Genomic DNA, 23769 nt, shown 5'->3' on the forward strand with positions numbered 1-23769 from the left:
GGCGGCAACGGCCACCCGGGCAAACCCGAAACGCTATCGAGTCACCCGGCCGAGGTCAAGCGCCGATGTGAGGCGATCGTGCGGGCATCGGCCGCGATTGCCCGCCGGACGGGCCGCAAGCGGCTTCGGGCGGGTTGTCGCAAGGTCGGCCGGCGGCCGCCTGGAGGGCATCCGCCGGAGCCCGCCGGAAAGGACGAAAAAAAGGGCACGGTCGGCGCCCGGCGCCGGCGTGCCCGCATGGAGAATCCCGGACGGAGGGTGGGACGGGGCCCGTCGGGCCCCGTTTCGGGTCAGAAGCGCGTGCGGATGCCCGACGTCAGTTCGAGCTGGTTCTTCGCGCCGAACGTCGACGACACCGTGTAGCCGCCGTGCAGCTTCATGTAGTCGCCGGCCAGGTAGACCTCGGTGCGCTTGCTCAGGTGGTAGAACACCGACCCGTAGATCGTCTCCTTGAAGCCGTTGGCGACGCCGTTGGTCAGGCTGAACGCGCCGAGGTTGGCGTTCGGCGTGAAGCCGTCCGCGTTGTTCGCGGCGTTCTTGATGCGCATCTGCTGGTAGCCGAGCTCGTAGTCGAGCGCGCCCTTCGGCGCGATCTTCATCGACACCGTCCACGAATCGTCGTGACGCTGGCCGAGCGAGCCCTGGTCGCCGTTGTAGCGGAAGTAGCCGGCGTTCAGGCGCACGATGTCGAACGTGTAGTTGCCGCCGACCGAGAACGTCTGGTTCCGGTAACCGTCGTGGTTCACGTGGTTGTAGAAGCCCGACACGTTGAACGGCCCGCCGTTGTAGCCGAGCGCGACCTGGTACGCGGAGCCGGTCGCGAACGCGGTCGAGTTGCTGAACTGGTAGCCGGCGCTCGCGAAGATGCCGTTGCTGAACAGCTTCTTCCACGCGACGCCGTTGTTGTAGCGCGTGCCGGTCGGGCCGGCCGCGTAGAAGATCATCTGCTTGAAGTTGTTCGAGTTGGTCCAGCCGCCTTCCTCGGTCGACAGCTTCGAGGAACCGTACGCATCGCCGTAGATCGTGGACGCATCGCGGGCGATCGTGTTCTGGAAGCCGGCCGTCAGCTTGCCGAAGCGTTCGTCCTCGACGCCCACCCACGCGTCGCGGTCGAAGATCTGGCCTTCGTCTTCCATCTGGCCGTTCGCGACCACGAATTCGCTTTCGAGGCGGAAGATGATCTTCGTGCCGCCGCCGATGTCTTCAGCGCCCTTCAGGCCCCAGCGGCTGCCGCTGAACCACGGCTCGCCTGCGTTGCCCATCCCGATCACGTGATTGCCGTTCGCGTCGGCGTGGGTCCGGTAGGTCGGAAAGCTCAGGTCCATCAGGCCGTAGAGCTGCACGCTCGACTGCGCATGCGCCTGGGTGCCGGCGCACAGGCCAGCCGCCGCGATGGAAAGGGCAAGGGTTTTTCGTTTCAAGATCGTCTCCTCCGAGCTGCCGCATTGGAATCTGGTCGTTGGCAGTACGCAATGTATGCCGACTCTTGCCGGCCACAGCGAGAGGGCCGACGCGTAGCATCGTAGAGGGTGCAATCCTTCACGACGCTTTCCCGGACGCAAGAATCGGATCGGTGAAAACACCGAACGCGCAACAATCGCGGATCGGGCAGGCGGACGGAAGCAGGCAAGCCGGGGGCGCCGGCATGCATCGATGACGTTTCGTGCTACGAATCGGTATTCAGGGCGCGCAAAACGGCCCGTCAGTCCTGCGTGCTCTTCATGCGCAGGATGTAGCCGAGCCCGCGCAGCGTGATGATCTCGGCCGTGCTGCCCGCGAGATGCTTGCGCAGCCGGTGGATGTAGATGTCGATCGCGTCGGCGCTCGGCTCGTCGTCGAGCGCGAACACGCTGTCCATCAGGCGGGCCTTCGACACCGTCTTGTTCTGCTGCAGCATCAGCGTTTCGAGGATCGCGTGCTCGCGGCGGCGCAGCGCGAGCACCGTTTCGCCGCAGCGGAATTCGCGCGTGCCGAATGCATAGACGAGATCGCCGCACACGAGCTGCGTCGTGCCGACGCCGGCCTGCCGGCGGATCAGCGCGCGGATCCGCGCGACCAGTTCGCGCGATTCGAACGGCTTCACGACGTAGTCGTCGGCGCCCGCGCCGAAGCAGTCGACCTTGTCGTCGACCGAGCCGTGCGCGGTCAGCATCAGCACCGGCACGTTGTCGTTGCGGCGCCGCAGCCTCGCGAGCACTTCCTTGCCGCTGATGCCGGGCAGGCGCATGTCGAGCAGCACCGCGTCGTAGCGTTCGGTTTTCAGTACCGTATCGGCGCGCTCGCCGTCGCCGACGGCATCGACCGCGAAATCCTCGCCGCGCAGCAGGTTCACGATCCAGTGCGCGAGTTCGGCGTTGTCTTCGACCAGCAGAAGTTTCATGACGGCGTTCTCTTCAATCGTAGGCGGGCAGCCGTACGGTTACGACGATACCGCGATTGCCGGCGCCCGGCGCGAGCGACACGCTGCCACCGTGCGCCTGTGCGATCTCGCGGACGATCGCGAGCCCGAGGCCCGAGCCTTCGGTGTCGGCCGACACGCGGTAAAACCGCTTGAACACGTGCGGCCGCGCTTCGGCCGGGATGCCGGGGCCGTTGTCGACCACGTCGAGCACGATCGCGTCGCCGTCGCGGCGGGCGCAGACCGTCACGCAGCCGCCCGGCTGCGTATAGCGCACCGCGTTGTCGACGAGGTTCATCACCAGCGCGGTCAGCAGGCTGTCGCTGCCGGCGACGTCGAGCCGTTCACCGAGATCGGCGCCGAGATCGATATTGCGCTGCTGCGCGAGCACGATCGTTTCCTCCAGCACGCTCGACACCACGGCCGCGAGATCGACGCGATGGGTCAGCAGCGTCGACGGCGTCGCTTCCGCATGCGCGAGCAGCAGCAGCTTGTCGGTCACGTCGGCCATCTTGCGGCTGCTGCGCTGCATGCTGTCGAGCACCGACGCGAGTTCACGATCGTCGTTGCCGCGCTGCTGCGCGTACTGGATCTGCGTATCGAGCACCGCGATCGGCGTGCGCAACTGATGCGCGGCATCCGCGATGAAACGGCGCTGCGTGGCCGTGTGCGTGTTGAGCCGCGCGATGCACTGGTTGATCGCGTCGACGATCGGCCGCAACTCGTGCTGCAGCCGCTCGGGGCGGATCGGCTCCAGCTCCATCGGCCCGCGGTCGGCCACGTCGTCCTTCAGCTTCATCAGCGGGCGCAGCTCGAGCGTGAGGCCGAGATAGACGAGCACCACCGCGAGCACCAGCATCAGCGACAGGCGCACGAGCTGCGGCCGCCAGATCGTCGCGACCATCGCGCCGTAAGAACGCGTCGTCTTCGCGACGACCACCGTCACCGTCTCGATCTGCCCCTCGTCGTACAGCTGGCGGTCGTAGGCCACCGCGCGCAGCGGCACGCCGTCGAGCGACGTGTCGTACAGCGTCGGCTCGACGCCGTGCCGCGCCGGCAGGTCGAGCGCGGGATTGCCGGCGAGCAGGCCGTCATGGCCGTCGATCACCTTGTAGAACACCGAGTCGCGCGACGGCGATTCGAAGATCTCCAGCGCGGCGGGCGGCACGTCGGCCGCCGGCCGCCCGTCGCGCCATTCGACGTCCTCGCCGATCGTGCGCGCCGACGCGACGAGCGCGCTGTCCTGCACGAGCGCGGCCGTGGTCCGCGCGGTGTCGTACGACATCGCGCCGGCGATCAGCACGAACACCGCGAGCGGCAGCAGCAGCCACCACAGCAGCCGTCCGCGCAGGCTGTGCGCCATCCCGTTGCGCTCCTTCTCCGAAATGCCGAACCGCGCCGGGGTCGCCGGCGCGGTCGGGTGTGTCATGTCAGGCGTCCGTCTACGGCGTTCAGAACGCCGCGGGGCGCCACTTCAGCAGCCGCTTCTCGAGCCACGTCAGCAGGTAGTCGGCGGCCAGCGCAACCACCGCCAGCACGATCATCGCCGCGAACACGCCGCTCGCGTTGAACGCGCCCTGGGCGGTGGAGATTAGCAGGCCGATGCCCTGCTTGGAACCCAGGAATTCGCCGACGACCGCGCCGACCAGCGCGAAACCGAAGCTCACGTGCAGGCTGGCGAGAATCCAGCTCAGCGCGGACGGGATCACGACCGACGTGGTGATCTGCCGGCGCGACGCACCGAGGATCTGCGCATTCGCGATCAGGTAGCGGTCGGCTTCGCGCACGCCCTGGAACGCGTTGCCGAACACGACGAAGAACACCATCACGACGGCCAGCGCGATCTTCGACGCCATCCCGAGGCCCAGCGCGATCACGAAGATCGAGCCGAGCACGACGCGCGGAATCGAGTTCGCGATCTGGATGTACAGGCCGAACACGTCGGCCATCAGCTTGTTGCGGCCGAGCACGATCCCGCAGATCACGCCCGCCACCGAGCCGATCACGAAGCCGATGCCGGTTTCCTCGAGCGTGACCCACACCTGCGTGAGCAGCGGGCCCTGCGACGTGCCGTTGACGAACCAGTCCTGGATCTGCGCGAAGATCAGCGTCGGCTGCGAGAAGAAGAACGGATCGATCCACTTCAGCCGTGCGGCGAGTTCCCACCCGCCCAGCACGATCACGAGCACGGCGATCCGCAGGCCGATGATCAGTTGCCGGCGGCGGCGCAGGCGGGTTTGAGCGGCGCGCGACTCGTCCTCGAGCGACGTCGCCGGAATGGCGGTGGGGGGAAGCGTCATGTCGGTCATGCTCCTGTCCTTGCGGTCCTTGCCTTGAGCGTATGCGTCAGCCGATCTGCACTTCTTCGCGCAGGTCGTGCCAGATGTCCTTGGAAATTTCGATGAAGCGCGTGTCGTAGCGGATCTCCGACGTGACGCGCGGGCGCGGCAGGTCGATCTCGTACACGCGCTTGAGCGTGGCGGGCCGCGCGGTCAGCACGAACACGCGGTCGGCCAGCGCGATCGCCTCTTCCAGATCGTGCGTGACGAACACGACCGAGCCCTTGTTCGCGGACCAGAGCTGCAGCAGCTCGTCCTGCATCAGCGTGCGCGTCTGCATGTCGAGCGCGGAGAACGGCTCGTCCATCAGCAGGATTTCCGGCTGGTTGATGAAGGTCTGCGCGAGCGCGACGCGCTTCCTCATCCCGCCGGACAGCTGGTGCGGGTAGTGCTTCGTGAACTTGTCGAGGCCGACCTTGCGGATCCATTCCTCGGCCTGCGTGTACGCGACGTCCTTCGAGCGGCCGCGAAACAGCGGGCCGGCCGCGACGTTGTCGATCACGTTGCGCCACGGGAATACGGCGTCGGCCTGGAACACGAAGCCGATGCGCGGGTCGATCCCGTCGACGGGTCGGCCCATCACGCGCACTTCGCCCGTCGCGGGCTTGAGCAGCCCGGTGATCAGGTTCAGCGTGGTCGACTTGCCGCAGCCGGTCGGGCCGACGATCGCGATGAACTCGCCGCGCGCGACGCTCATGCTGAAGTCGCGCAGCGCGACGGTGGCCTTGCCTTCCGGCGAAATGAAGCGGCACGACACGTTGCGAAACTCGATCGCCGGTGTGCTTGGGGAAACTGCCTGGTTCATCGCATTGATCCTGCGGGTGAGGAGGACGTCGCATCGTGGCGACGCCGGGCCGGTCAACCGGGCCGGAACGGGGCACGCACGGCGGCGGGATCGCCGCCGCCGGCGCCGCTGCCGGTTCGCTTACTTCGCGTTCACGAAATCGTTCGTGTAGGTGCGCGCCAGGTCGATGTGCTTGCCTTTCACCGACGGGTTGAACGCCGACAGTACCTTCAGCACGGTCGCCGGGCCGTCGGCCGGCATCTTGCCGTCGGCCGTGTACATCGGCAGCGACGCCTTCAGCGCGCTCACGTACAGCGCCTTGTCCTTCTGGTAGTCGGCCGGCATCTTCGCGGCGATCTCCTCGGCGCTGTGCGTGTGGATGAACTGCATCGTCTTCGCGAACGCATGCGCGAGCTTGGTCGCCTGATCCTTGTGCGCATCGGCCCAGGCCGACTGCACGTACAGGCTCGCGGCCGGATAGGTGCCGCCGAGCGCGGCGCGCGTGCCTTCCAGCGTGCGCAGGTCGACCAGCACCTTCGCGTCGCCCATCTTCTCGAGCGCGGACACCGTCGGCTCGGTCGTCATCCCGGCATCGATGCGGCCCTGCTTGATCGCGGCGATGAAGCTCGCGTCGGCGCCGACCGGCAGCATCGTGTACTGGGTCGACTGCACGCCGTGCTGCAGCGCGAGGTATTGCGTGAGGAAGCTCGTCGACGAGCCGAGGCCCGTCACGCCGAGCGTCTTGCCCTTCGAGTCGGCCATCGACTTGAAGGTCGGCGCGGCCTTGGTCGACACCATCTCGACTTCGCCCGGCACCTGGCAGAGCACGGCGATCGCCTTCACGTCCTTACCCTTGCTCTGCAGGTCGACCGTGTGGTCGTAGAAGCCGACCACGCCCTGCACGGCGCCTGCCAGCAGTTCGTTCTCGGCGTCGACGCCGGCCGGCTGCGACAGCAGCTCGACGTCGAGCCCTTCGGCCTTGAAGTTGCCGAGTTCCTGCGTGAGCCGTGCGGGCAGGTAGATGAGCTTCGCGATCCCGCCGACCATGATCGTGATCTTGCCGCCGTCGTCGGCGAAAGCGGGTTGAGCGGCAAGCGCGCAGCTCAGGCTGGCTGCAACGGCGAGGGTGCGCAGGATGGGTCGCATCGGGTCGTCTCCGTTCGTTGTATTCATGTGGCGCGATGCTTGCTGCATCGTCACGACGAGTATAGGGAGGCGAAACCTTCTGCAACCTTTCGCGGGTTGGCGGTTCCTTTAGGGGTTTTCCAGCAACGCAGGGCCGGAACAGGCGGGAAACGGGGGCGGCAGGCGCTCAGCGCCACCCGGTCAGCACGCGGCCCATCGCGTCGAGCCCCATGTCGAACAGGTGCGCCACGAACGGCACGAGGTTCGGGATCATCAGTTGCACGAGCAACAGCCCGACGAGCATCGTCACGGGAAAGCCGACCTGGAACACGCCGATCTGCGGCGCCGCGCGGTTCAGGATGCCGAGCGCGAGGTTCGCGATCAGCAGCGCCGCGATCACCGGCAGCGCGAGCAGCAGCCCCATCTCGAACACCGTCGTGCCGAACGACGCGAGCGTGCGCCAGCCGGGCGCGTGCAGCAGGTCGGCCGACACCGGCAGCGACTGGAACGACGCGGCGAGCGCGGCGAACACCTGCAGGTGGCCGTCCACCGCGAGGAACGCGAGCATCGCGACCGCGTTCAGGAAGCGGCCCATCGCGGGCGTCGCGCCGCTCGTGTGCGGATCGAAGAAGGTGGCGAAGCCGAGCCCCATCGACAGCCCGATGAAGTCGCCGGCCGCCTGGACGGCCGCGAACACGATCTGCATCGTGAAGCCCATCGCGACGCCGATCAGGAACTGCATGACGACGATCCAGATGCCCTGCGCGGAGAACACGGTGACGCCCGGCATCGCGCCGAGCGTAGGCGCCACGACCAGCGACATGAACGCGGCGAGGCCGATCTTCACGCGGATGGGCACCGACGCATGGCCGACGACGGGCGCGGTCGCGACGAGCGCGAGCATCCGCACGAACGGCCACAGGAACGCCGTGAGCCAGCCGTTGAGCTGCGCGTAGGTAACCGAGAACATCGCCGCCGGGTGGTGCGCGCGGCTCAGCCGACGCCGAGCGTCGCGACGTGCAGCAGCGTCTGCCGCAGGTAGTCGAGCATCGTCGTCATCATCCACGGGCCGGCGATCACGAGCGTCGCGGCGACCGCGAGCAGCTTCGGGATGAACGACAGCGTCGCCTCGTTGATCTGCGTCGCGGCCTGGAACAGGCTCACGACCAGGCCGACCGCGAGCGCGACCAGCAGCAGCGGGGCCGCGAGCAGCAGGCCGACCATCATCGCGTGGTGCGCGAGCGTCATCACTTGTTCGGGCGTCATCGTGCGTGTTCCTCCGCGGCTTACGTAAAGCTCTGCGCGAGCGAGCCGATCAGCAGCTGCCAGCCGTCGACCAGCACGAACAGCATCAGCTTGAACGGCAGCGATACGGTGGACGGCGACACCATCATCATCCCCATCGACATCAGCACGCTCGCGACGACCATGTCGATGATCAGGAACGGGATGAACACCGTGAAGCCGATCTGGAAGCCGGTCTTCAGCTCGCTCGTGACGAACGCCGGCACCAGCAGCGACAGCGGCACGTCCTCGGGCCCCTGCATCGGCGCGGCCTTCGAGATCTTCGCGAACAGCGCGAGATCGGTCTCGCGGGTCTGCTTCAGCATGAAGGTCTTGAACGGCGCGACGCCGCGCTGCACCGCCTGCTCCATCGGCATCGAGCCGTCGGAGAACGGCTTGTAGCCGTCGTTGTACGCCCGGTCGAGCACCGGCGACATCACGAAGAAGGTGAGGAACATCGCGAGGCCGACGAGCACCTGGTTCGGCGGCGTCGTCGCGGTGCCGAGCGCCTGGCGCAGCAGCGACAGCACGATGATGATGCGCGTGAAGCTCGTCATCATCAGCAGCATCGCCGGCAGGAACGACAGCATCGTGAGCAGCAGCATCGTCTGCACGCTCAGCGAATACGTGGTGCCGCCGTGCGGGCCCGGGCTCGCGTTGAACGCGGGCAGGCCGTTCGCCTGCGCATACGCGAGCGCGGGAGCGAGGCAGAGGATCAGCACGGGCGCGAGGCGCGCCGCGCGATGCAGGAAGGCGTGTTTCATCGGAATGCGGGGTCGGAAAGAGGGCGCGGCGCCATGTCAGCGGTCCTTGCCGCGACCGAGGCGCTTCGCGGCTTCGCCCGCGAGCGCGTCGCGAAACCGCGAGCCGAACGTGCCGGGCAGGCCGCCTTCGGACGGGGCGGCGCCGGCGGGCGCGTCGGCGGAAACCGGGGCCGCCGCCGCACCGGCCGGCAGCGTGTGCAGCAATCGCACGTTGCCCGGCGCGACGCCAAGCACGAGCCAGGTATCGCCGATCTCGACGATCGTCGCGCTTTCCTTCGCGCCGACCGCGACGCTCGACACGACCTTCAGCGGGCCGCCGCGGCGTGCATGCTGGAAGCCGAAGCGACGCGCGAGCCACGCGCACGCGAACACGAGACCGATCACGACCGCGAGCCCGACCAGCGTCTGCAGCACTGCGCCGACGCCGAGCGACGGTGCGGCCGAGCCGACCATCACGCTCGATGCGATCGACCCGGGGTGGTTCACCGCGTTCATGTCGGCGGCGCCGGCCGGCGCGGTGGCGAGCGCCGCCGCAATGGCCGCGGCAGCCGCTGCCACGCTTGCGACGCGCACGCGGCGGCCGGGCTTTACTACGTTCATCGATTCAGCTTCCGGATGCGTTCGGCCGGCGTGATGATGTCGGTCAGGCGGATACCGAACTTGTCGTTGACCACCACGACCTCGCCCTGCGCGATCAGGCAACCGTTCACGAGCACGTCCATCGGCTCGCCGGCCATGCCGTCCAGCTCGACGACCGAACCCTGCGCGAGCTGCAGCAGGTTGCGGATCGCGATCTTCGTGCGGCCGAGCTCCACGGTCATCTTGACCGGGATGTCGAGGATCATCTCGATGTCGTTGTGCGTCGTGTTTGCCGCGGCTTTCGACAGCGGCTGGAACACGCCGGCGCCCGTCGCACCGGCCGGCACCGGCTGCTCGTTTTGCTCGGCGAGCGCGGCCGCCCAGTCGTCCATGCCCGGATCTTCTTCCGCCGCGGCCGGTGCCGCCTGCGCGGCGGCGGCCGAGGCCGCGAGGGCCGCGTCGGCCATCGCTTGTGCGTCGTCCTCGGGCGTCTGGTTCAGCTCACTCATATCCACCTTCCTTCATCGAATCGCCCGCGCTGATCATCTTCTGCACGCGCAACGCATATTGACCATTGAAAATTCCGTAGCCGCATTCCATCACCGGCACGCCGTCGACCTTCGCGGTGATCGTGTCCTCGATCTCCAGCGGCAGCACGTCGCCCGCGCGCAGGTTCAGGATCTTCTCGAAGTTCGACGAGATCTCGGCGAGGTTCGCGGTCAGCTCGACTTCGGCGGCCTGCACCTGCTGCGACAGCACGCGCACCCAGCGGCGGTCGACTTCGAGCGCCTCGCCCTGGATCGGCGACGCGAGCACGTCGCGGATCGGCTCGACCATCGAGTACGGCATGCAGATGTGCAGCGTGCCGCCCGTCGGCCCGAACTCGATCGAGAACTGCGTGACGATGACGATCTCGTTCGGCGTCGCGACGTTCGCGAACTGCGTGTGCATTTCCGAGCGCACGAATTCGAACTGCAGCGGCCGCACGCTCTTCCATGCGGTCGTGTAGTGCTCGAACACGAGGTTCAGCAGCTTGCCGATGATCCGCTGCTCGGTGGCCGTGAAGTCGCGGCCCTCGACGCGCGTGTGAAAGCGCCCGTCGCCGCCGAACAGGTTGTCGACGACGAAGAACACGAGGTTCGGGTCGAACACGAACAGCGACGTGCCGCGCAGCGGCTTCACGTGCACCAGGTTCAGGTTCGTCGGGATCGGCAGGTTGCGGGTGAACTCGCTGTACTTCTGCACCTTCACCTGGCTGACGGAGATTTCCGCCGTGCGCCGCATGAAGTTGAAGATGCCGATCCGCAGCAGGCGCGCGAAGCGGTCGTTGATGATCTCGAGGCCGGGCATCCGGCCGCGGACGATCCGCTCCTGCGTCGCAATGTTGTAGGGGCGGACGCCCGATGTGTCGCGCTGTTCGTCGACTGAATCGGCTTCGCCCGTGACGCCCTTGAGGAGGGCATCGACCTCCTCCTGGGACATGAACTCCTGGTGACCCATACGCGCTCCTTTCGCGGCCGCGTTACTGGACGACGAACTCGGTGAACAACACGTCGTCGACCTTCGCGCGCTGGTTGCCCGGCTGCGTCGGCTGCTCGATCAGCTCCCGCAGTTCCTTCGCGAGCGAACGTTTGCCGTCCGGGGTCGCGAGCTCCTCGGGATGCTTGTTCGACAGCGCGAGCAGGATCCGGCTGCGGATCTCCGGCATCCGCGCGGTCAGTTGCTCCTGGGCCTTCGAGTCGGTGAGCTTCAGCGACAGGCCGACGCGCAGGTAGTGCTGCGCGCCGTCGTCGGACTGCAGGTTCACGGTCAGCGGGTCGAGCGGGAAGAACACCGGCGCGGCCAGCGGCGCCGGCTCGGCGGGCTTGCTCGCATGGCCGACGCCTTCCTTGCTCAGGAACACGTACATGCCGCCGGCTGCGGCGGCTGCCGCGCCCAGCGCGATGACGGCGATCAGCGCGATGCGCTTGAACTTGCCGGAGGAAGCCGGCTTGTCGGCGGTCGGGTTTGCGGTCGTGGAGGCCATGTGAATGCGTGCGTGATGTCTCGTAGCATGCATTGTTCGGCATCCGGGCCGTGGCCGATGGGCGGAAAAGAGGGGGGATTTGCGGCTATCTCAGCCGATTGTCGGCCGGGTGTCGGCTCGATGCAGGGTAAATGGGGGCGGAAAGGGCCGCCGGGGCGGGCGGTTGAGGCGGGCGTGGCCGGGAGAGGGCGTCGTTTTTGCCTCGCGGAGCCTGCCGCGCCGATGGCGGCAGGCACGATCACGCCAGGCCAGGCCGGCGTTTGGCGGGCCGCCGCCGCCCGGTCAGATCGGCAGCAGCGTCAGGAGCGGCGCGATCAGCACCATCGCGACGCCCGCGATCATCATCGTCAGGCTCGACACGACGCCTTCCTCGCTGCCGATCTCGCGCGCCTTCGCGGTGCCCACGCCGTGGGCGGCCGCGCCGAACAGCGCGCCGCGCGCGAGCCGCGTGCGCATCGGCACCAGCGCGAGCACCAGCTCGCCGAGCAGCATCCCGCAGATGCCGGTCGCGATCACGAACAGCGCGGTGAGATCCTTCGGCGCGTGGATCTTGTCCGACACGGCGAGCGCGAACGGCGTCGACACCGAGCGCGTCATCAGCGAGCGTTGCAGCTCGGGCGACAGGTGCAGCAGCTTCGCGAGCAGCAGCGACCCGCACACGCCCGCACAGATCCCGACCGCGACGCCGACCGACAGCGACAGCCAGTGGCGGCGGATCAGGTCGCGATAGTCGTAGATCGGCACCGCGAACGCGATCGTCGCCGGGCCGAGCAGCCACATCAGCCAGCGCGTGTCGTGGAAGTAGACCGAATACGGGATGCCGGTCAGCAGGACGAGCAGCACCAGCACGCCCGGCACGAACACGAGCGGCGAGAACAGCAGCGTCTTCTTGTATGCGTAGAGCCGCTTCGACGCGAAATACAGCACGACCGTCAGCACGAAGCAGCCGAACGAGATCGCGGTGTTCGCCTGGTCGGCGGACAGGTTCGACAATGCGGCAAGCATGGCAGGCTCCGGCTCAGTGGGCGGACGCGGCGGTGAGACGCGTGCGGCGGCGTTCGGCGAACACGCGCTGCACGGCGAGCCGGCGCTCGAGCTTCGCGGCGAGGTCGACCGCGACGGCCACCGCAACCATCACGAACGCGGTGCCGGCGAGCATCACCAGCGCGATGCGCCAGCCGTCCTCGCGGAACAGCCCGCCGTACTGCACGGCCGCGACGGCGGCCGGCACGAAGAACAGCAGCATGTCGGACAGCAGCCAGTTCGCGCCGTCCTTCACCCAGGCGGGCGCGACGCGGCCCGAGAACAGCAGCACCAGGAGCACCGCGAGGCCGATCACGCCGGACGGAATCGGCAGCCCGATCTTGCGCACGGCCCAGTCGACCGCCATCCACAGCACGCCGAGCGCGGCGGCCTGCAGCGCGATCCGGCCCGTGCGGGCCAGGCTGCCCGAAGCGGCGGGGCGGTCGACGAGTGCGGCGGTCGGCTTGGTCATGGCGGGCTCCCTACAGATATTCCGTTGATGGTGGGAGTATAGGGTTTCCCCTAACCATAAATAAAATGACTTGTCTCTATCCTTGTCATTCCAATTCGGAATTCGCTTTCTGATCGCCGCACCACTTTGGGGAGTCATCGATGGAATTGCGCGCGTTGCGGTACTTCGTCGAGGTGGTTCGCCAGCAGAGCTTCACGGCGGCCGCCGACAAGCTGTTCGTGACCCAGCCGACCATCAGCAAGATGGTGAAGGCGCTCGAGGACGAGATCGGCTCGCCGCTGCTGCTGCGCGACGGCCGGCAGATGGTGCTGACCGATGCGGGGCGGATCGTGTTCCAGCGCGGCCAGGACGTGCTCGCCGCGCAGGCGCAGCTGCAGTCGGAGCTGAACGATCTCGGCACGCTCGGGCGCGGCGAGCTGACGATCGGCATCCCGCCGCTCGGCGGCTCGCTGTTCACGCCGATCATCGCCGCATACAAGCAGCGCTATCCGAACATCGAGCTGAAGCTGTTCGAGCAGGGCGCGCGGATGATCGAGGCCGCGCTGACGTCGGGCGAGCTGGAGCTCGGCGGGCTGCTGGAGCCGGTCGATCCCGGCACCTTCGAGCGGCTGCCGATGGTGCGCGCGCCGCTGTGGCTCGTCGGGCCGCGCGAGTCGCGCTGGGAGGATCACGCAGCCGTGCCGCTCGCGGATCTCGCGCGCGAGTCGTTCGTGTTCTACGCGGAAAGCCTCGCGCTGCACGATGCGGTGCTGGACGCATGCCGAAAGGCGGGCTTCACGCCGTCGATCGTGAGCCGCAGCGGCCACTGGGATTTCATGGCCGCGCTCGTGCATGCGGGAGTCGGCATCGCGCTGCTGCCCGAGCCGTATTGCCGGCGGCTCGACGCGGGCCAGTTCACGTGCCGGCCGATCGTCGAGCCGGAGATCACGTGGGCGATCGCGCTTGGGTGGCTGAAGAAGGGGTATCTGTCGCACGCGGCGCGTGCGTGGCTCGACGTGGCGCGGGCGACGCTGCCGATCGCGCCGGGTGACGATCTGGCGTTCGGCGGGTTGCGGGCGAGGGAGTGAGGCCAGGCCGATGCCCGGCGCAATCAGACGTGCTTGATCGGACCCGGATAGCGGGCGACGGTATGGTCGTGCGTGAGTAGCGTGATGCCTTCCGAGATCGCCTGGGCGACCAGGAAACGGTCAAACGGATCGCGGTGGATCGACGGCAATTGTTCGACCGCAAGTGCGTGTGCGCTCGTGATCGGCAGTTCCACGTAGCCGACATCAAGGAGATTGCGACGGAGCGCCCTCCAGTTGAACTAAGTTCAAATATTTTGTTAGCTTAGTTCAATCTGGAAGCGTCAGCAGGGTTCGCCTCTCCGCCGAGAGCGCCAGCCGGCAGTCATGTCGATTTCAATGCCCCATCGCCGGCCCCGCGCCCTTCCTCGGCTTCGTGACCCACACGAGCGCCGCGAGCGCGCCGAACATGAACGCCGACAGCAGGAAGAAGTCGTTGGTCGCCATCATGAAGCCCTGCTGCGTGACGAGCTGGTTGAGCTGCGCATTGGCCGTCTGGCCGACGATGCCGAGCTGCGACAGCGCGCCCTGGTAGTCGGTCGTGCTCTGCGCATACACGCTCACCGATTCCGACAGCCGCGCGTGGTGGTAGATCGCGTCGTTCTCCCAGAACGTCGAGCTGGCCGCCGTGCCGATCGCGCCGGACAGCGTGCGCAGGAAGTTCGACAGCCCCGACGCGCTCGCGAGCCGGTCGTCGGAGATGCTCGACAGCGTGATCGTCGTCATCGGCACGAAGAAGCACGCGACGCCGATCCCCTGCACGAGCCGCGGCAGGATCACGTGGTTGAACGGCACGTCGAGGGTAAACGTCGAATTCCAGATCGACACGCCGGCGAACACGATGAACGCGAAGCTCGCGACCATCCGCAGGTCGAGCCGGTGCATGTTGCGGCCGATCAGCGGCGACAGCACGAGCGCGAGTAGCCCGACCGGCGCGGTCGCGAGGCCGGCCTTGCCCGCCGTGTAGCCCATCACCGTCTGCAGCCACAGCGGGAAGATCACGACCGAGCCGAAGAACGCCATGAAGCCGAACGAGATGATCATCGCGCCGAGCGCGAAGTTGCGGTCTTTGAACAGCGACAGGTCGACCACCGGCTCCTTCTCGGTCGCCTCCCACACGAGCATGAACGCGAGCGACACGACCGCGATCAGCGCGAGCGCGACGATGAACGTCGAGTTGAACCAGTCGCGGTCCTTGCCGAGGTCGAGCATCATCTGCAGGCACGACACGCCGATCACGAGCAGCGCGAGGCCGATCGCGTCGATCCGCTGCTTCGACGTCTTCGTCTCGCGCCCGCGCAGCAGGAAATACGCGCAGGTCGCCGAGAAGATGCCGATCGGCAGGTTGATGTAGAAGATCCACGGCCATGTGTAGTTGTCGCTGATCCAGCCGCCCAGCAACGGGCCGAAGATCGGTGCGACGATCACCGTCATCGCCCATAGCCCGAGCGCGAGCCCGCGCTTCGCGGGCGGGTAGCTGCGCATCAGGATCGTCTGCGACAGCGGCACCATCGGCCCCGACACGAGGCCCTGCAGCAGCCGGAACGCGATCAGCGTCTCGAAGTTGGTCGCGAGGCCGCACAGCGCCGATGCGATCGTGAACGCGAGCACCGACAGCGTGAACAGCCGCACCTCGCCGACCCGCCGCGCGAGCCAGCCGGTGAGCGGCACCGCGATCGCGGACGCCACCGAGTACGACGAGATCACCCAGGTGCCTTCGCTCGTCGCGACGCCGAGGCTGCCGGAAATGGTCGGCACCGCGACGTTCGCGATCGACGTGTCGAGCACTTCCATGAAGGTGCCGAGCGCAAGCCCGACGGTGAGCAGCGCGAGCGCACCGCCGGACAACGGCGCGGGTTCGGCGGCGGGGGCGGCGGATGCCGTGGTGGCGGACATCGGAATCTCCTAGACGCGGCGCGCGCGACGCGCCGGCACAACGCACGGGCGTGCGCCGCAGCGCAACCCGGCCGGGTGGAACGGATAAAGGGAAAAGGGGAGCGCGTGCCCTGTCATCTTCTGCCCAGACAGAGAAATAAGCGAGTGCTTAACCTAGACATGGGGCCTCCGCGCACATCAGCCGTCCGCTTCTTCGTCGGGTTTCGGGCAACCGGTCGAACCGGGCCCGTTGGCGATGAAGCGTTGCAGCAGGCCGGTGAGCGTCACGAGCTCGTCGGCCGAGAAACCGTCGAGTTGCGCGTTGAGCGCGTTCGCGATCAGCGACGGCAGCGCCCGCGCGGCGTCGGCGCCGCGCTCGGTCAGCGTCAGCTCGATCATCCGGCGGTCCTGCTCGCTGCGCGAGCGGGCGACCAGCCCCTTGCGTTCGAGGCGGTCGAGCATCCGCGTCATCGACCCGCTGTCGTACGACATCTTGCGGGACAGCTCGAACGGCGTGCGCGCATAGCCGCGCGACAGTAGCAGGATCACGCCGATCTGCTGCGCGGTGAGGTCGTGCGGCTCGAGCGCACGGTCCATCCGCTCGACGAGCGCCTGCTTCGCCTTCGACAGGTAGTAGCCGAGGCTCGTTTCCAGCGCGATGTTCTCGGGATCGTAAAGGCCGCCGGTCATGCGATTGCGCGCGCAGCAATAGTGCGTTTCAGATTTGGACGCGCCCAGTATCTTGAAAATTGATTGCATAGTCAATATTATTTGAGGCAACCAGTTACGACGTGCATGTTGCACTGCCGGAGACTATGTTCTGACCGATGCGCCCGCGCTGCGGGCACCCGAGGATGTTCGCGATGCTGTTCCTGAAAAATGCCGCCGGCGCGCTGCGCCGCAACCTGACCGATACCGCTCATCATGCGTTTTCCGGGCCGCACCGCGGCTGGAAGATCGCGCTGTACGTGACGATGCTGGTGGTCCCGGGCGGCTCGCTCGCGGCGCTCGGGTTCGCCTGGTTCGATCATCGCCGGCAGCGCAACGCGAAAGACGGCGCTCGCCGCGCGGGCCAGCCGGCGGCGACGGAGCCGTCGACATGGCGGTCCGCCGCCGAACCGCTGCCGCTGCCCGCGCGCTGCCACTGACCGCTGACCGCGCGCGTCTCCCGCCTTCCTGGCTGCTCCGACTGAGCGCCGGCCGCGCCCCGCACGGCCGGCGTCGCATCCCCGCCGTCCCGTCAGCTGGCCGTAATGGCCGGTAAACCGGCCGCTCGCGCCGGTAACACATTCCTGTCGCCGCGCGCCGTACCCTTGGGGCTGCGCAGCTTTCCCGCCGTCAGTTACCATTTGTCCGCCAGCGGCACGACGACCGCATCGCGCGACGCCGCTCGCCGGACGTCGCGCCCAGACAGGAAAACCACCATGCCGTACGCCTCCCTCCCGCGCGCCCTTCGCCCGCTGAGCGCCGCCGTCGCCGTCGCGACGGCCGTGCTGCTCGCCGGCTGCGCCGTCGGGCCCGACTATCACCGGCCCGACACGTCGATCCCCGCCGCCTACAAGGAAGCGCCGGCCGGCTGGAAGGTCGCGCAGCCCGCCGACCGCACCGACCGCGGCGCGTGGTGGACGGTCTACAACGATCCGCAGCTCGATGCGCTGATCGGCAGGCTCAACGCGTCGAACCAGACCATCGCGCAATCGGCGGCCGCGTACCGGCAGGCGCGCGCGCTCGTCACCGAGGCGCGTGCCGCGTATTTCCCGACCGTCGGGCTGACCGCGTCGGGCGCGCGCGCCCGCACGCCGCGCACGTCGGTGTCGTCGGGTTCGTCGAGCTTCGGCAGCGGTTCGTCCGGTTCGATCAACAACAGCTACAGCGTCGGCCTCGACGCGAGCTGGGAACCGGACCTGTGGGGCAAGGTGAGTCGCACCGTCAGCGCGCAGCGCGCCGGCGAAGCGGCCGCCGCGGCCGATCTCGCGAACGCGCGGCTGTCGCAGCAGGCGCTGCTCGCGCAAACCTATTTCCAGCTGCGCACGTCCGATGCGCTGCAGAAGCTGCTCGACGACACCGTGAAGTCGTACGAACAGTCGCTGAAACTCACGCAGAACCAGTACGCGCAAGGCGTCGCCGCGCGCGCGGACGTGATCCAGGCGCAAACCCAGCTGCAGAGCGCGCAGGCCGCGTCGATCGACAACGGCGTGGCCCGCGCGCAGTACGAGCATGCGATCGCGACGCTGATCGGCGAACCGGCGTCCACCTTCTCGCTGCCGCCGAATCCGCTCACGGCCGAGCCGCCGGTCACGCCGGTCGACGTGCCGTCCGCGATCCTCGAGCGCCGGCCCGACGTCGCCGCGGCTGAGCGCCGTGCGGCGGCGGCGAACGAGCAGATCGGCGTCGCGATCGCCGCGTTCTTCCCGACGCTCACGCTGTCGGCCACCGGCGGCTTCCAGAGCTCGGTGTGGTCGCAGCTGTTCACGCTGCCGGCGCGCTTCTGGACGGTCGGCCCGCAGCTCGCGGCCACGCTGTTCGACGCCGGGCTGCGCGCCGCGCAGACCGACGCCGCGCGCGCGACCTACGACCAGGACGTCGCCGCGTACCGCCTCGCGGTGCTCACCGCGTTCCAGGACGTCGAGGACAACCTCGCGTCGCAGCGCATCCTCGCGCAGGAAATCGACGTGCAGCGGCAGGCGGTCGACAGCGCCCAGCATTCGCTCGCGATCGTCACGAACCAGTACAAGGCCGGCACGGTCGCCTACCTGAACGTGCTGACCGCGCAGACCACCGCGTTCACCGCGCAGCAGAAGCTCGCGACGATCGCCGGGCAGCGGATGACGTCGTCGGTCGGGCTCGTGAAGGCGCTCGGCGGCGGCTGGAACGTGGCTGAGATGACGCGCGAGAACGGCGACATGGCTGCGCCTGCGCCTTTGCCGGCGTCCGCGAGCAACGCGGTGGCTACGCCGGTCGCACAGAAGTGAAAATCGTGCTCGGTCGAACGACTAGCAAATCGTTTAGCGAAAAAATGGCCGAAATGCCATCTTTCGTTCAAGTCCTAAAAACTGATAATAAAATTCGACAAATAATGGATAAAACCTGATTTTTGTCCATCTCCAATTATCTCAAAATAAAATCGTTGAACTTATTAAGGGCACAGCTTACGAATTCACTGCATCAACACCATGATGCGAATTCACCCTTAATAAGGAAATGACTAAAATGATTGCAAATATCGGAGAAAAATGCCCGCATGGCGGCACGTGGCATCCTGTTGGAAATCCGAATGACACACGCTCCATCGGTATCGGTAATATCATGCCGCCCACGCCCAACGGCGAACGGCACTGGGTTCTGAAAACGCCGACGGGCGACAAGTAAGTTGCGTGGGCCGGCTTTGCCGGCCCTTCGTTTCATTATCCGGCGCCTTATTCGAATCGATGTCGGCGCCGGCGTATTGCAATCCCACAGACGGCGATTTCAGAAAAGATCATTCCAGCCGATCACACATTCGTGGGCGTTTGAGCGCCCTGCGCGCAATCAGCGCTGCGCGTCGCCGAAGATCAGCGACACCTCGTTGTTCCCGATCGGGTGGCCGAGCAGGTTCAGCAGCCCCGCGAGGTTCGCCTGCTGCTCGGGCGCCGAGTGCGCGGTGCCGCGGAACGAGCCCTGGCCCGGGCCGAAGGTGCCGTGGCCGTCGAGGAACAGCGGGCCTTGCGTCGTCGACAGGTCGAGATCGGCGCCGGCCCCCTTCGCCTGCAGCACCGCGCGGTACGAACCGAGCGGCTTCACGCGCGAGACGCGCGAACTCATCGAGTCGATCGTCACCGTCAGTTGCCCGAACGCGTTGTTGCCGATCAGACGCCAGTCGCTCCAGCCGAGCCGCACGTCGCCCTGCAGGTCGAGCGTGTTGAACGGCGTGCCGAGCCCGGCGAGCAGCGACGCGGGCACGGCCATCGTGCCCGCCGACAGCACCGCGCCGCGCCACGTCGCATCGAGCGTGACCGCGTCGGGCATCGCCTCGGTCTGCCGCATGCGCATCTGCACGCGCCCGGTCAGCAGCGGCCAGAAGCGCGTGGTCCATTCGACCCGGCCGGGCAGCAGCGTCGCCGCGCTCTGGTCGGCCCCCGGCGCGAGCATCAGCGTGCCCGAGCCGTGCCACAGCGACCCGTCGGGATCGACGAGATTCACGTGCCCGCCGGTCGCACGCGCGAACTGCGGCGCGATCCACGCGGCCGGCGCAAGTGCGACGAGCGTCAACGCCGTCGCCAGGCCGCCCGCCAGTACCCACGGCAATGCGGTGGCGAGCCGCCTCAATCCCGGCCTCATCGGCCGACCGCCACTTGCGTCGTCCAACTGCGTCATTTCTGCGTAGACGGTTGCATCACGGCCGTCAGGTCGACCTGGCCATCGTCCTTCAGCGCAGTGGCATGCGCCTCGCCGACCTGCACCTTGAACTGCCGGCGCGCATCGTCGAGCCACTGCGTCCACGCCGGGAACGACACGTTCTTCATCTGGATCTGCACGCCGTTGCCGACGATCTGCACCTGCGCGCCCTGCAGCCCGTGATCGGCCAGCGACGCGGTCAGCGCGTCCTTCAGCGCGAGGCCGGTCGGTGCCACGCCCTGTGCGGCGGCCGTCAGCGACTTCGCCTCGTTCGCCTGCGCGGTCATCTGCGCCAGCTCGCGGCGCATCGTCGGCAGCTCGCGCTGGATCCGCGCACGCCCTTCCTGCGCGGGCGACCACAGCACCGAATACGCGATCGCGACCGCCAGCACGGCGCCGCCCCAGCCGAGCAGCATCTTTTCGCGCTGGGAGCGCTCGCCCCAGAACTGGGCCAGCGTCTGGTTCAGTTGTTCCGTCTTCATGAGCGGCTCCGGATCGTCCATTTGCCCGTATTGCTGTCGACTTCGCCGGACAGTCCGTTACGCGCGAGGCGCTGCGTGAAATCGGGATCGACCTTGACCTCGGGTTTGAAGCCGACGTCGAGCCGCCGGTCGTGATAGTCGAGCGACGCGATGCCGTTCAGCGGCAGCGCGCCCATCGAACGCGACAGCCCGCTCGCCAGCGCGAGGAAATCGTTCGGCGACAGCTCGCCGGCCGCGAGACGCAACTGGTCGAGCTGGCGCTGCATCTGCGCGGGCGGATCGAGCACCGTCGTCGTCTTCGGGAATGCGGACAACAGCGTCTCGGTGATCTGCGCGGACAGCGCATCGCGCTCGCGCGACAGCTTCCACCAGTGCAGGTTCATCCCGATCACCGCCACGCCGAGCGTCGCCGCGGCGAGCGCGAGCGGCACGCGCAGGCGTTTCACCGTTGCGCGGTCGAAGCGCCACGGCTGCGATTCGAATTCGAACTGGCACAGGTCGAACTTCTCGGTCAGCGCGCGCCGCGCGAACGCGTCGAACGACAGCGGCGCCGCGCCCGGCAGCAGCGTGCCGCCGTCGGTGCGGCCGACCGAGGCCAGGCGAGGCTCCGCGCCCGGTTCGCCAAGTTCGTACAGTTCGACGTCGCCGCCGCCCGCCAGCGCGGCCAGCGTGCCGGCCGCGCGCGACGCGGGCGCCGCGAAGCCTTCGCCGAGCGCACCACGCGCGACCGCGAGTTCGAGGCGTGGCGCACCGGCCGCAGCCGGCAGCGCGCCGGCTTCGACGAGCACCGGTTCGACCGATGCCGCAAGCCCGAGCACCGCGGCCACCGTCGCCGGACGGACGGGCGGCGCCTCGACGGCGTCCGCAACCACCGCGGCGGCAGCGACTTCGCTGTCGGCCGGCGCGGCGGTGACGTGCGGCGCCGGCAGGCAGCGGGTCGCGGGCACCGCGCTCAGGTGCCGATGGCCGGCCGCCGTGAACGCATCGCAGATGGTGCGGAACCACGCGCGATCGACGACCGCCAGCACGCGGCGCCCGTCGGGCAGCGGGTCCGGATCGAGCGCGATATGGCAGCCGAGCGGATCCTGGATCAGCTGATCCTCGACGATGTTGGGCAGGGCCTGGCGCAGCTTCGGTCCCTTCAGCGGCGGCACGGTCGCGGCCAGCAGCAGCACGTCGCGCGCGGCGACGATCAGCACGGTCGCATTCGCGCGCGGCAGCAGCGCGAGCGCGGCGCGGCCGGCGCGCTGCACGTGGCCGGCCTTGTCGACGAGCGTGAACGGCAGCTCGGGCCACTGCCATTCCTGCAACGGCACGGCAGGCTCGCGCGGCGGCAAAGAAACAATCAACGTGCTCACAAGAGCTCCTCTCCCGATTGGCGTCGTTATAGCTGGTCGCGAATGCGCACGACCCGTGTCGAGTGCGTGGTCGGATCACGATACACGAGCGAGGTGCGATCGACCTCCGCGCGTTCATGCTGGATCCGGCCATGCACGATGAAATAGCTCGAATTGACGTCGATGACGCTCGAGTCGAGCGTCACGTTCGGCGCACCGGCGCCGCGCAGCGCGAGCTGCACGTCGCCGACGTTGCGGAAAAACACGGTCTCGCGGCGCGACACGAGCGCCTGCGCGGACGACACGCTCATCCCCGGCATCAGCGCCGCGATCACCTCGGCCGGCGCCGTGTTCATGTTCACGGGCGTCGTGGTCGGCAGCACGGTGACGAACGGACGCAGCCGCGCGACCATCTCGGGCGTCACGCCGTCGACGTCGAGCAGGCTGTCGACGCCCGTCATCATCAGCGGCGCGGGCCCGCGATCGCCGCCCGTCATGCCGGGGTCGTCGGTGAAGCCGCCGCCTTGCTGATCGGTCGTCACCGGCGCGGTGACCGGCGGCGCCGTGCCGCCGCCCGGCAGCGTCGGCATCTGGAAACGCGTCGCCGAATTCAGCAGGCTCGCGCGCACCTGCAGCGCGATGCGCTTCGCGAACGCGCCGTCGTAGCCGAGCGTCGTCAGCAGGCGCTGGAACGCCTGGACCTGCGTGACGTTCAACTGCAGCACGCCGGGCGCCGGCGACGCCACGAGGTTGCGCAGGTTGAACTTCGCCTGCGCGTCCTCGATCGAGCCGGACAGATAGGTGTCTTCGCCGCCGGTCTCGTTGGGCGCACCGATCCGGCCGAGGAAGTCCGACAGTTTCGTCTTCGCGATCGGCACGCCCCAGATGCCGCCGAGATACGTGATGCCGGGCGCCGTATCGCCTTCGGAACGCAGGATCATCCGCGTCCAGTCGAGCGCGCCGCGCGCGACCCACTGCGCCTGCGCGATCACGCGCTGGTTCTCGATCCGGCGGATCTGCACCTGCTGGCGCCACAGCATCCCCGAGACGAGGATCGCCGACAGCGCGACGACCAGCAGCGCGGTGATGATCGCCGCGCCGCGCTGGCGGCCGGGTGCCCGTGCGCGACCGGCGGCACGGGCAACCAATAATGAGCGGTGAGGGCGCGCGCGCATCGTCATTCCCCGACGAGGAAGATGCGCGTGACCGGCACGCGCAGCGACGTCGCGCCGATGCTGACCTGCAGCCCCGTCACCGCGCGTGCGGGCGGCGCGTTGCCGATCTGCGGCACCTTGAGCGCATCGTTGTTCTGCGCGAGCGCGTCGTTGGCCGTCTGCAGGTTGGTGGTCCAGCCCACGCGCGGCACGTACAGCTTCGCGTCGATCGCGCCGACGCCGCCCATCAGCGCGACCCAGCTCCAGCCTTCGACGCTGCTGTCCTTCAGCATGTTGCGCAGCCGGTTCGCGTCGTCGATCGGCGGCGATGCATAGCGCACGACGCGCCCGCCGGCGATCCGGTAGCGCACCACCTGCAGCCGCGGCGCCACGCCCGGCACCTCGAGTTCGCGGACGATCTGCAGCGTATTGCCGGCCACGCCGATCGCCGGCTGGCCGGCCTCGTCGTCGGTCGCGGCGAGCCGCGCGTCGATGCGCATCTGGTCGAACATCTGCGCGAACACGCGCTCGTCTTCCATCGCGGCCGCGACCTTGTCGCGACCGCGCATGATCTGGTCGAGCCCGCGCCATGCGAGGATCGCGACCACCGCGAGGATCGCGATCGCGATCATCAGCTCGATCAGCGTGAAGCCGCGGGCGGGGCGCGCGAGCGGGCGTCGCATCGGCGC

General features: G+C 68.1%; 26 protein-coding genes and 1 pseudogene. 4 read left to right on the top strand and 23 right to left on the bottom strand.

All coding sequences use genetic code 11. The annotated features are described in order from the left end of the window. Nucleotides 1-290 precede the first annotated feature (290 nt). The 15 genes from CFB41_RS00180 to CFB41_RS00250 form a co-directional block, all read right to left on the bottom strand. Nucleotides 291-1421: a porin gene (locus tag CFB41_RS00180; protein WP_089455312.1), complete on the bottom strand. Its 1131-nt coding sequence runs from the start codon at nucleotides 1419-1421 to the stop codon at nucleotides 291-293. A 281-nt stretch (nucleotides 1422-1702) separates the two neighbouring features. Further along, nucleotides 1703-2380, bottom strand: a complete 678-nt coding sequence (locus CFB41_RS00185) for a response regulator (protein ID WP_069246727.1) — start codon at nucleotides 2378-2380, stop codon at nucleotides 1703-1705. A 13-nt stretch (nucleotides 2381-2393) separates the two neighbouring features. Continuing rightward, on the bottom strand, nucleotides 2394-3761 hold the full coding sequence (locus CFB41_RS00190; protein ID WP_089455313.1) for a sensor histidine kinase: 1368 nt from the start codon (nucleotides 3759-3761) through the stop codon (nucleotides 2394-2396). Between the two features lie 88 nt (nucleotides 3762-3849). Continuing rightward, complete coding sequence (locus CFB41_RS00195) at nucleotides 3850-4707, bottom strand: ABC transporter permease (RefSeq protein WP_089438879.1); 858 nt, start codon at nucleotides 4705-4707, stop codon at nucleotides 3850-3852. Between the two features lie 37 nt (nucleotides 4708-4744). Continuing rightward, nucleotides 4745-5542 carry an ABC transporter ATP-binding protein gene (locus tag CFB41_RS00200; RefSeq protein ID WP_039351969.1) on the bottom strand — a complete coding sequence of 266 codons (798 nt, stop codon included), beginning with the start codon at nucleotides 5540-5542 and terminating at the stop codon, nucleotides 4745-4747. 120 nt (nucleotides 5543-5662) lie between these two features. Beyond that, nucleotides 5663-6667 (bottom strand): ABC transporter substrate-binding protein, encoded by a 1005-nt coding sequence (locus CFB41_RS00205; protein ID WP_089455435.1) that lies wholly within the window; start codon nucleotides 6665-6667, stop codon nucleotides 5663-5665. A 166-nt stretch (nucleotides 6668-6833) separates the two neighbouring features. Continuing rightward, nucleotides 6834-7616, bottom strand: coding sequence for a flagellar biosynthetic protein FliR (fliR, locus tag CFB41_RS00210; RefSeq protein ID WP_089455314.1), 783 nt, complete (start codon nucleotides 7614-7616; stop codon nucleotides 6834-6836). A gap of 23 nt (nucleotides 7617-7639) precedes the next feature. Beyond that, on the bottom strand, nucleotides 7640-7912 hold the full coding sequence (fliQ, locus tag CFB41_RS00215; RefSeq protein ID WP_039351961.1) for a flagellar biosynthesis protein FliQ: 273 nt from the start codon (nucleotides 7910-7912) through the stop codon (nucleotides 7640-7642). Between the two features lie 20 nt (nucleotides 7913-7932). Further along, nucleotides 7933-8694 carry a flagellar type III secretion system pore protein FliP gene (gene fliP / locus CFB41_RS00220; RefSeq protein ID WP_089455315.1) on the bottom strand — a complete coding sequence of 254 codons (762 nt, stop codon included), beginning with the start codon at nucleotides 8692-8694 and terminating at the stop codon, nucleotides 7933-7935. A gap of 36 nt (nucleotides 8695-8730) precedes the next feature. Beyond that, complete coding sequence (gene fliO, locus CFB41_RS00225; protein WP_089438882.1) at nucleotides 8731-9294, bottom strand: flagellar biosynthetic protein FliO; 564 nt, start codon at nucleotides 9292-9294, stop codon at nucleotides 8731-8733. Continuing rightward, the gene (gene fliN / locus CFB41_RS00230; protein WP_069246732.1) at nucleotides 9291-9782 is read right to left on the bottom strand and encodes a flagellar motor switch protein FliN; all 492 of its coding nucleotides are present in this window, start codon (nucleotides 9780-9782) and stop codon (nucleotides 9291-9293) included. Before fliN ends, fliO begins: the two co-directional genes overlap by 4 nt. Continuing rightward, entirely contained in the window at nucleotides 9775-10773 is a 999-nt protein-coding gene (gene fliM / locus CFB41_RS00235; RefSeq protein WP_089438883.1) for a flagellar motor switch protein FliM, read from the bottom strand. The genes fliN and fliM overlap by 8 nt, the downstream gene beginning before the upstream one ends. 22 nt (nucleotides 10774-10795) lie before the next feature. Further along, nucleotides 10796-11332 carry a flagellar basal body-associated protein FliL gene (fliL, locus tag CFB41_RS00240; RefSeq protein ID WP_089424119.1) on the bottom strand — a complete coding sequence of 179 codons (537 nt, stop codon included), beginning with the start codon at nucleotides 11330-11332 and terminating at the stop codon, nucleotides 10796-10798. A 249-nt stretch (nucleotides 11333-11581) separates the two neighbouring features. Continuing rightward, nucleotides 11582-12304, bottom strand: coding sequence for an LrgB family protein (locus CFB41_RS00245; protein WP_039351943.1), 723 nt, complete (start codon nucleotides 12302-12304; stop codon nucleotides 11582-11584). Between the two features lie 13 nt (nucleotides 12305-12317). Continuing rightward, a complete protein-coding gene (locus CFB41_RS00250; RefSeq protein ID WP_089455316.1) occupies nucleotides 12318-12794 on the bottom strand; it encodes a CidA/LrgA family protein in 477 nt (158 codons plus the stop codon). 140 nt (nucleotides 12795-12934) lie between these two features. Here CFB41_RS00250 and CFB41_RS00255 point away from each other — a divergent pair, with 140 nt between their 5' ends. Continuing rightward, a complete protein-coding gene (locus CFB41_RS00255) occupies nucleotides 12935-13861 on the top strand; it encodes a LysR family transcriptional regulator (protein WP_089455317.1) in 927 nt (308 codons plus the stop codon). A 23-nt stretch (nucleotides 13862-13884) separates the two neighbouring features. On the opposite strand, the pseudogene CFB41_RS00260 reads toward CFB41_RS00255, so the two are convergent. The 3 genes and pseudogenes from CFB41_RS00260 to CFB41_RS00270 form a co-directional block, all read right to left on the bottom strand. Beyond that, nucleotides 13885-14085, bottom strand: a pseudogene (locus CFB41_RS00260) (type II toxin-antitoxin system VapC family toxin); the annotation flags it as partial. Between the two features lie 109 nt (nucleotides 14086-14194). Beyond that, complete coding sequence (locus CFB41_RS00265; protein WP_089438886.1) at nucleotides 14195-15754, bottom strand: DHA2 family efflux MFS transporter permease subunit; 1560 nt, start codon at nucleotides 15752-15754, stop codon at nucleotides 14195-14197. A gap of 177 nt (nucleotides 15755-15931) precedes the next feature. Then, the gene (locus CFB41_RS00270; RefSeq protein WP_089455318.1) at nucleotides 15932-16423 is read right to left on the bottom strand and encodes a MarR family winged helix-turn-helix transcriptional regulator; all 492 of its coding nucleotides are present in this window, start codon (nucleotides 16421-16423) and stop codon (nucleotides 15932-15934) included. A gap of 173 nt (nucleotides 16424-16596) precedes the next feature. Here CFB41_RS00270 and CFB41_RS00275 point away from each other — a divergent pair, with 173 nt between their 5' ends. The 3 genes from CFB41_RS00275 (at nucleotide 16597) to CFB41_RS38020 (ending at nucleotide 19102) form a co-directional block, all read left to right on the top strand. Then, nucleotides 16597-16881 carry a multidrug ABC transporter ATPase gene (locus CFB41_RS00275; protein ID WP_089439027.1) on the top strand — a complete coding sequence of 95 codons (285 nt, stop codon included), beginning with the start codon at nucleotides 16597-16599 and terminating at the stop codon, nucleotides 16879-16881. 276 nt (nucleotides 16882-17157) lie between these two features. Then, nucleotides 17158-18705 carry an efflux transporter outer membrane subunit gene (locus CFB41_RS00280; protein WP_089455319.1) on the top strand — a complete coding sequence of 516 codons (1548 nt, stop codon included), beginning with the start codon at nucleotides 17158-17160 and terminating at the stop codon, nucleotides 18703-18705. A 238-nt stretch (nucleotides 18706-18943) separates the two neighbouring features. Continuing rightward, nucleotides 18944-19102: a hypothetical protein gene (locus tag CFB41_RS38020; RefSeq protein WP_179249932.1), complete on the top strand. Its 159-nt coding sequence runs from the start codon at nucleotides 18944-18946 to the stop codon at nucleotides 19100-19102. Nucleotides 19103-19261: 159 nt separating this feature from the next. Here CFB41_RS38020 and CFB41_RS00285 read toward each other — a convergent pair whose 3' ends face one another. Genes CFB41_RS00285 through CFB41_RS00305 form a run of 5 tightly spaced genes read right to left on the bottom strand, consistent with a single transcriptional unit; the run spans nucleotide 19262 to nucleotide 23763 of the window. Then, nucleotides 19262-20050, bottom strand: a complete 789-nt coding sequence (locus CFB41_RS00285; RefSeq protein ID WP_089438889.1) for a type II secretion system protein N — start codon at nucleotides 20048-20050, stop codon at nucleotides 19262-19264. Nucleotides 20051-20082: 32 nt separating this feature from the next. Beyond that, on the bottom strand, nucleotides 20083-20589 hold the full coding sequence (gene gspM / locus CFB41_RS00290) for a type II secretion system protein GspM (RefSeq protein WP_089455436.1): 507 nt from the start codon (nucleotides 20587-20589) through the stop codon (nucleotides 20083-20085). Then, nucleotides 20586-21947 (bottom strand): type II secretion system protein GspL, encoded by a 1362-nt coding sequence (gspL, locus tag CFB41_RS00295; RefSeq protein ID WP_089455320.1) that lies wholly within the window; start codon nucleotides 21945-21947, stop codon nucleotides 20586-20588. The genes gspM and gspL overlap by 4 nt, the downstream gene beginning before the upstream one ends. 26 nt (nucleotides 21948-21973) lie before the next feature. Next, entirely contained in the window at nucleotides 21974-23101 is a 1128-nt protein-coding gene (gene gspK / locus CFB41_RS00300) for a type II secretion system minor pseudopilin GspK (protein ID WP_089455437.1), read from the bottom strand. Nucleotides 23102-23103: 2 nt separating this feature from the next. Beyond that, entirely contained in the window at nucleotides 23104-23763 is a 660-nt protein-coding gene (locus CFB41_RS00305; RefSeq protein ID WP_039351910.1) for a type II secretion system protein J, read from the bottom strand. Between the last annotated feature and the right edge of the window lie 6 nt (nucleotides 23764-23769).

The sequence above is a fragment of the Burkholderia sp. AU33803 genome, from assembly GCF_002223095.1.
GTDB lineage: Bacteria > Pseudomonadota > Gammaproteobacteria > Burkholderiales > Burkholderiaceae > Burkholderia.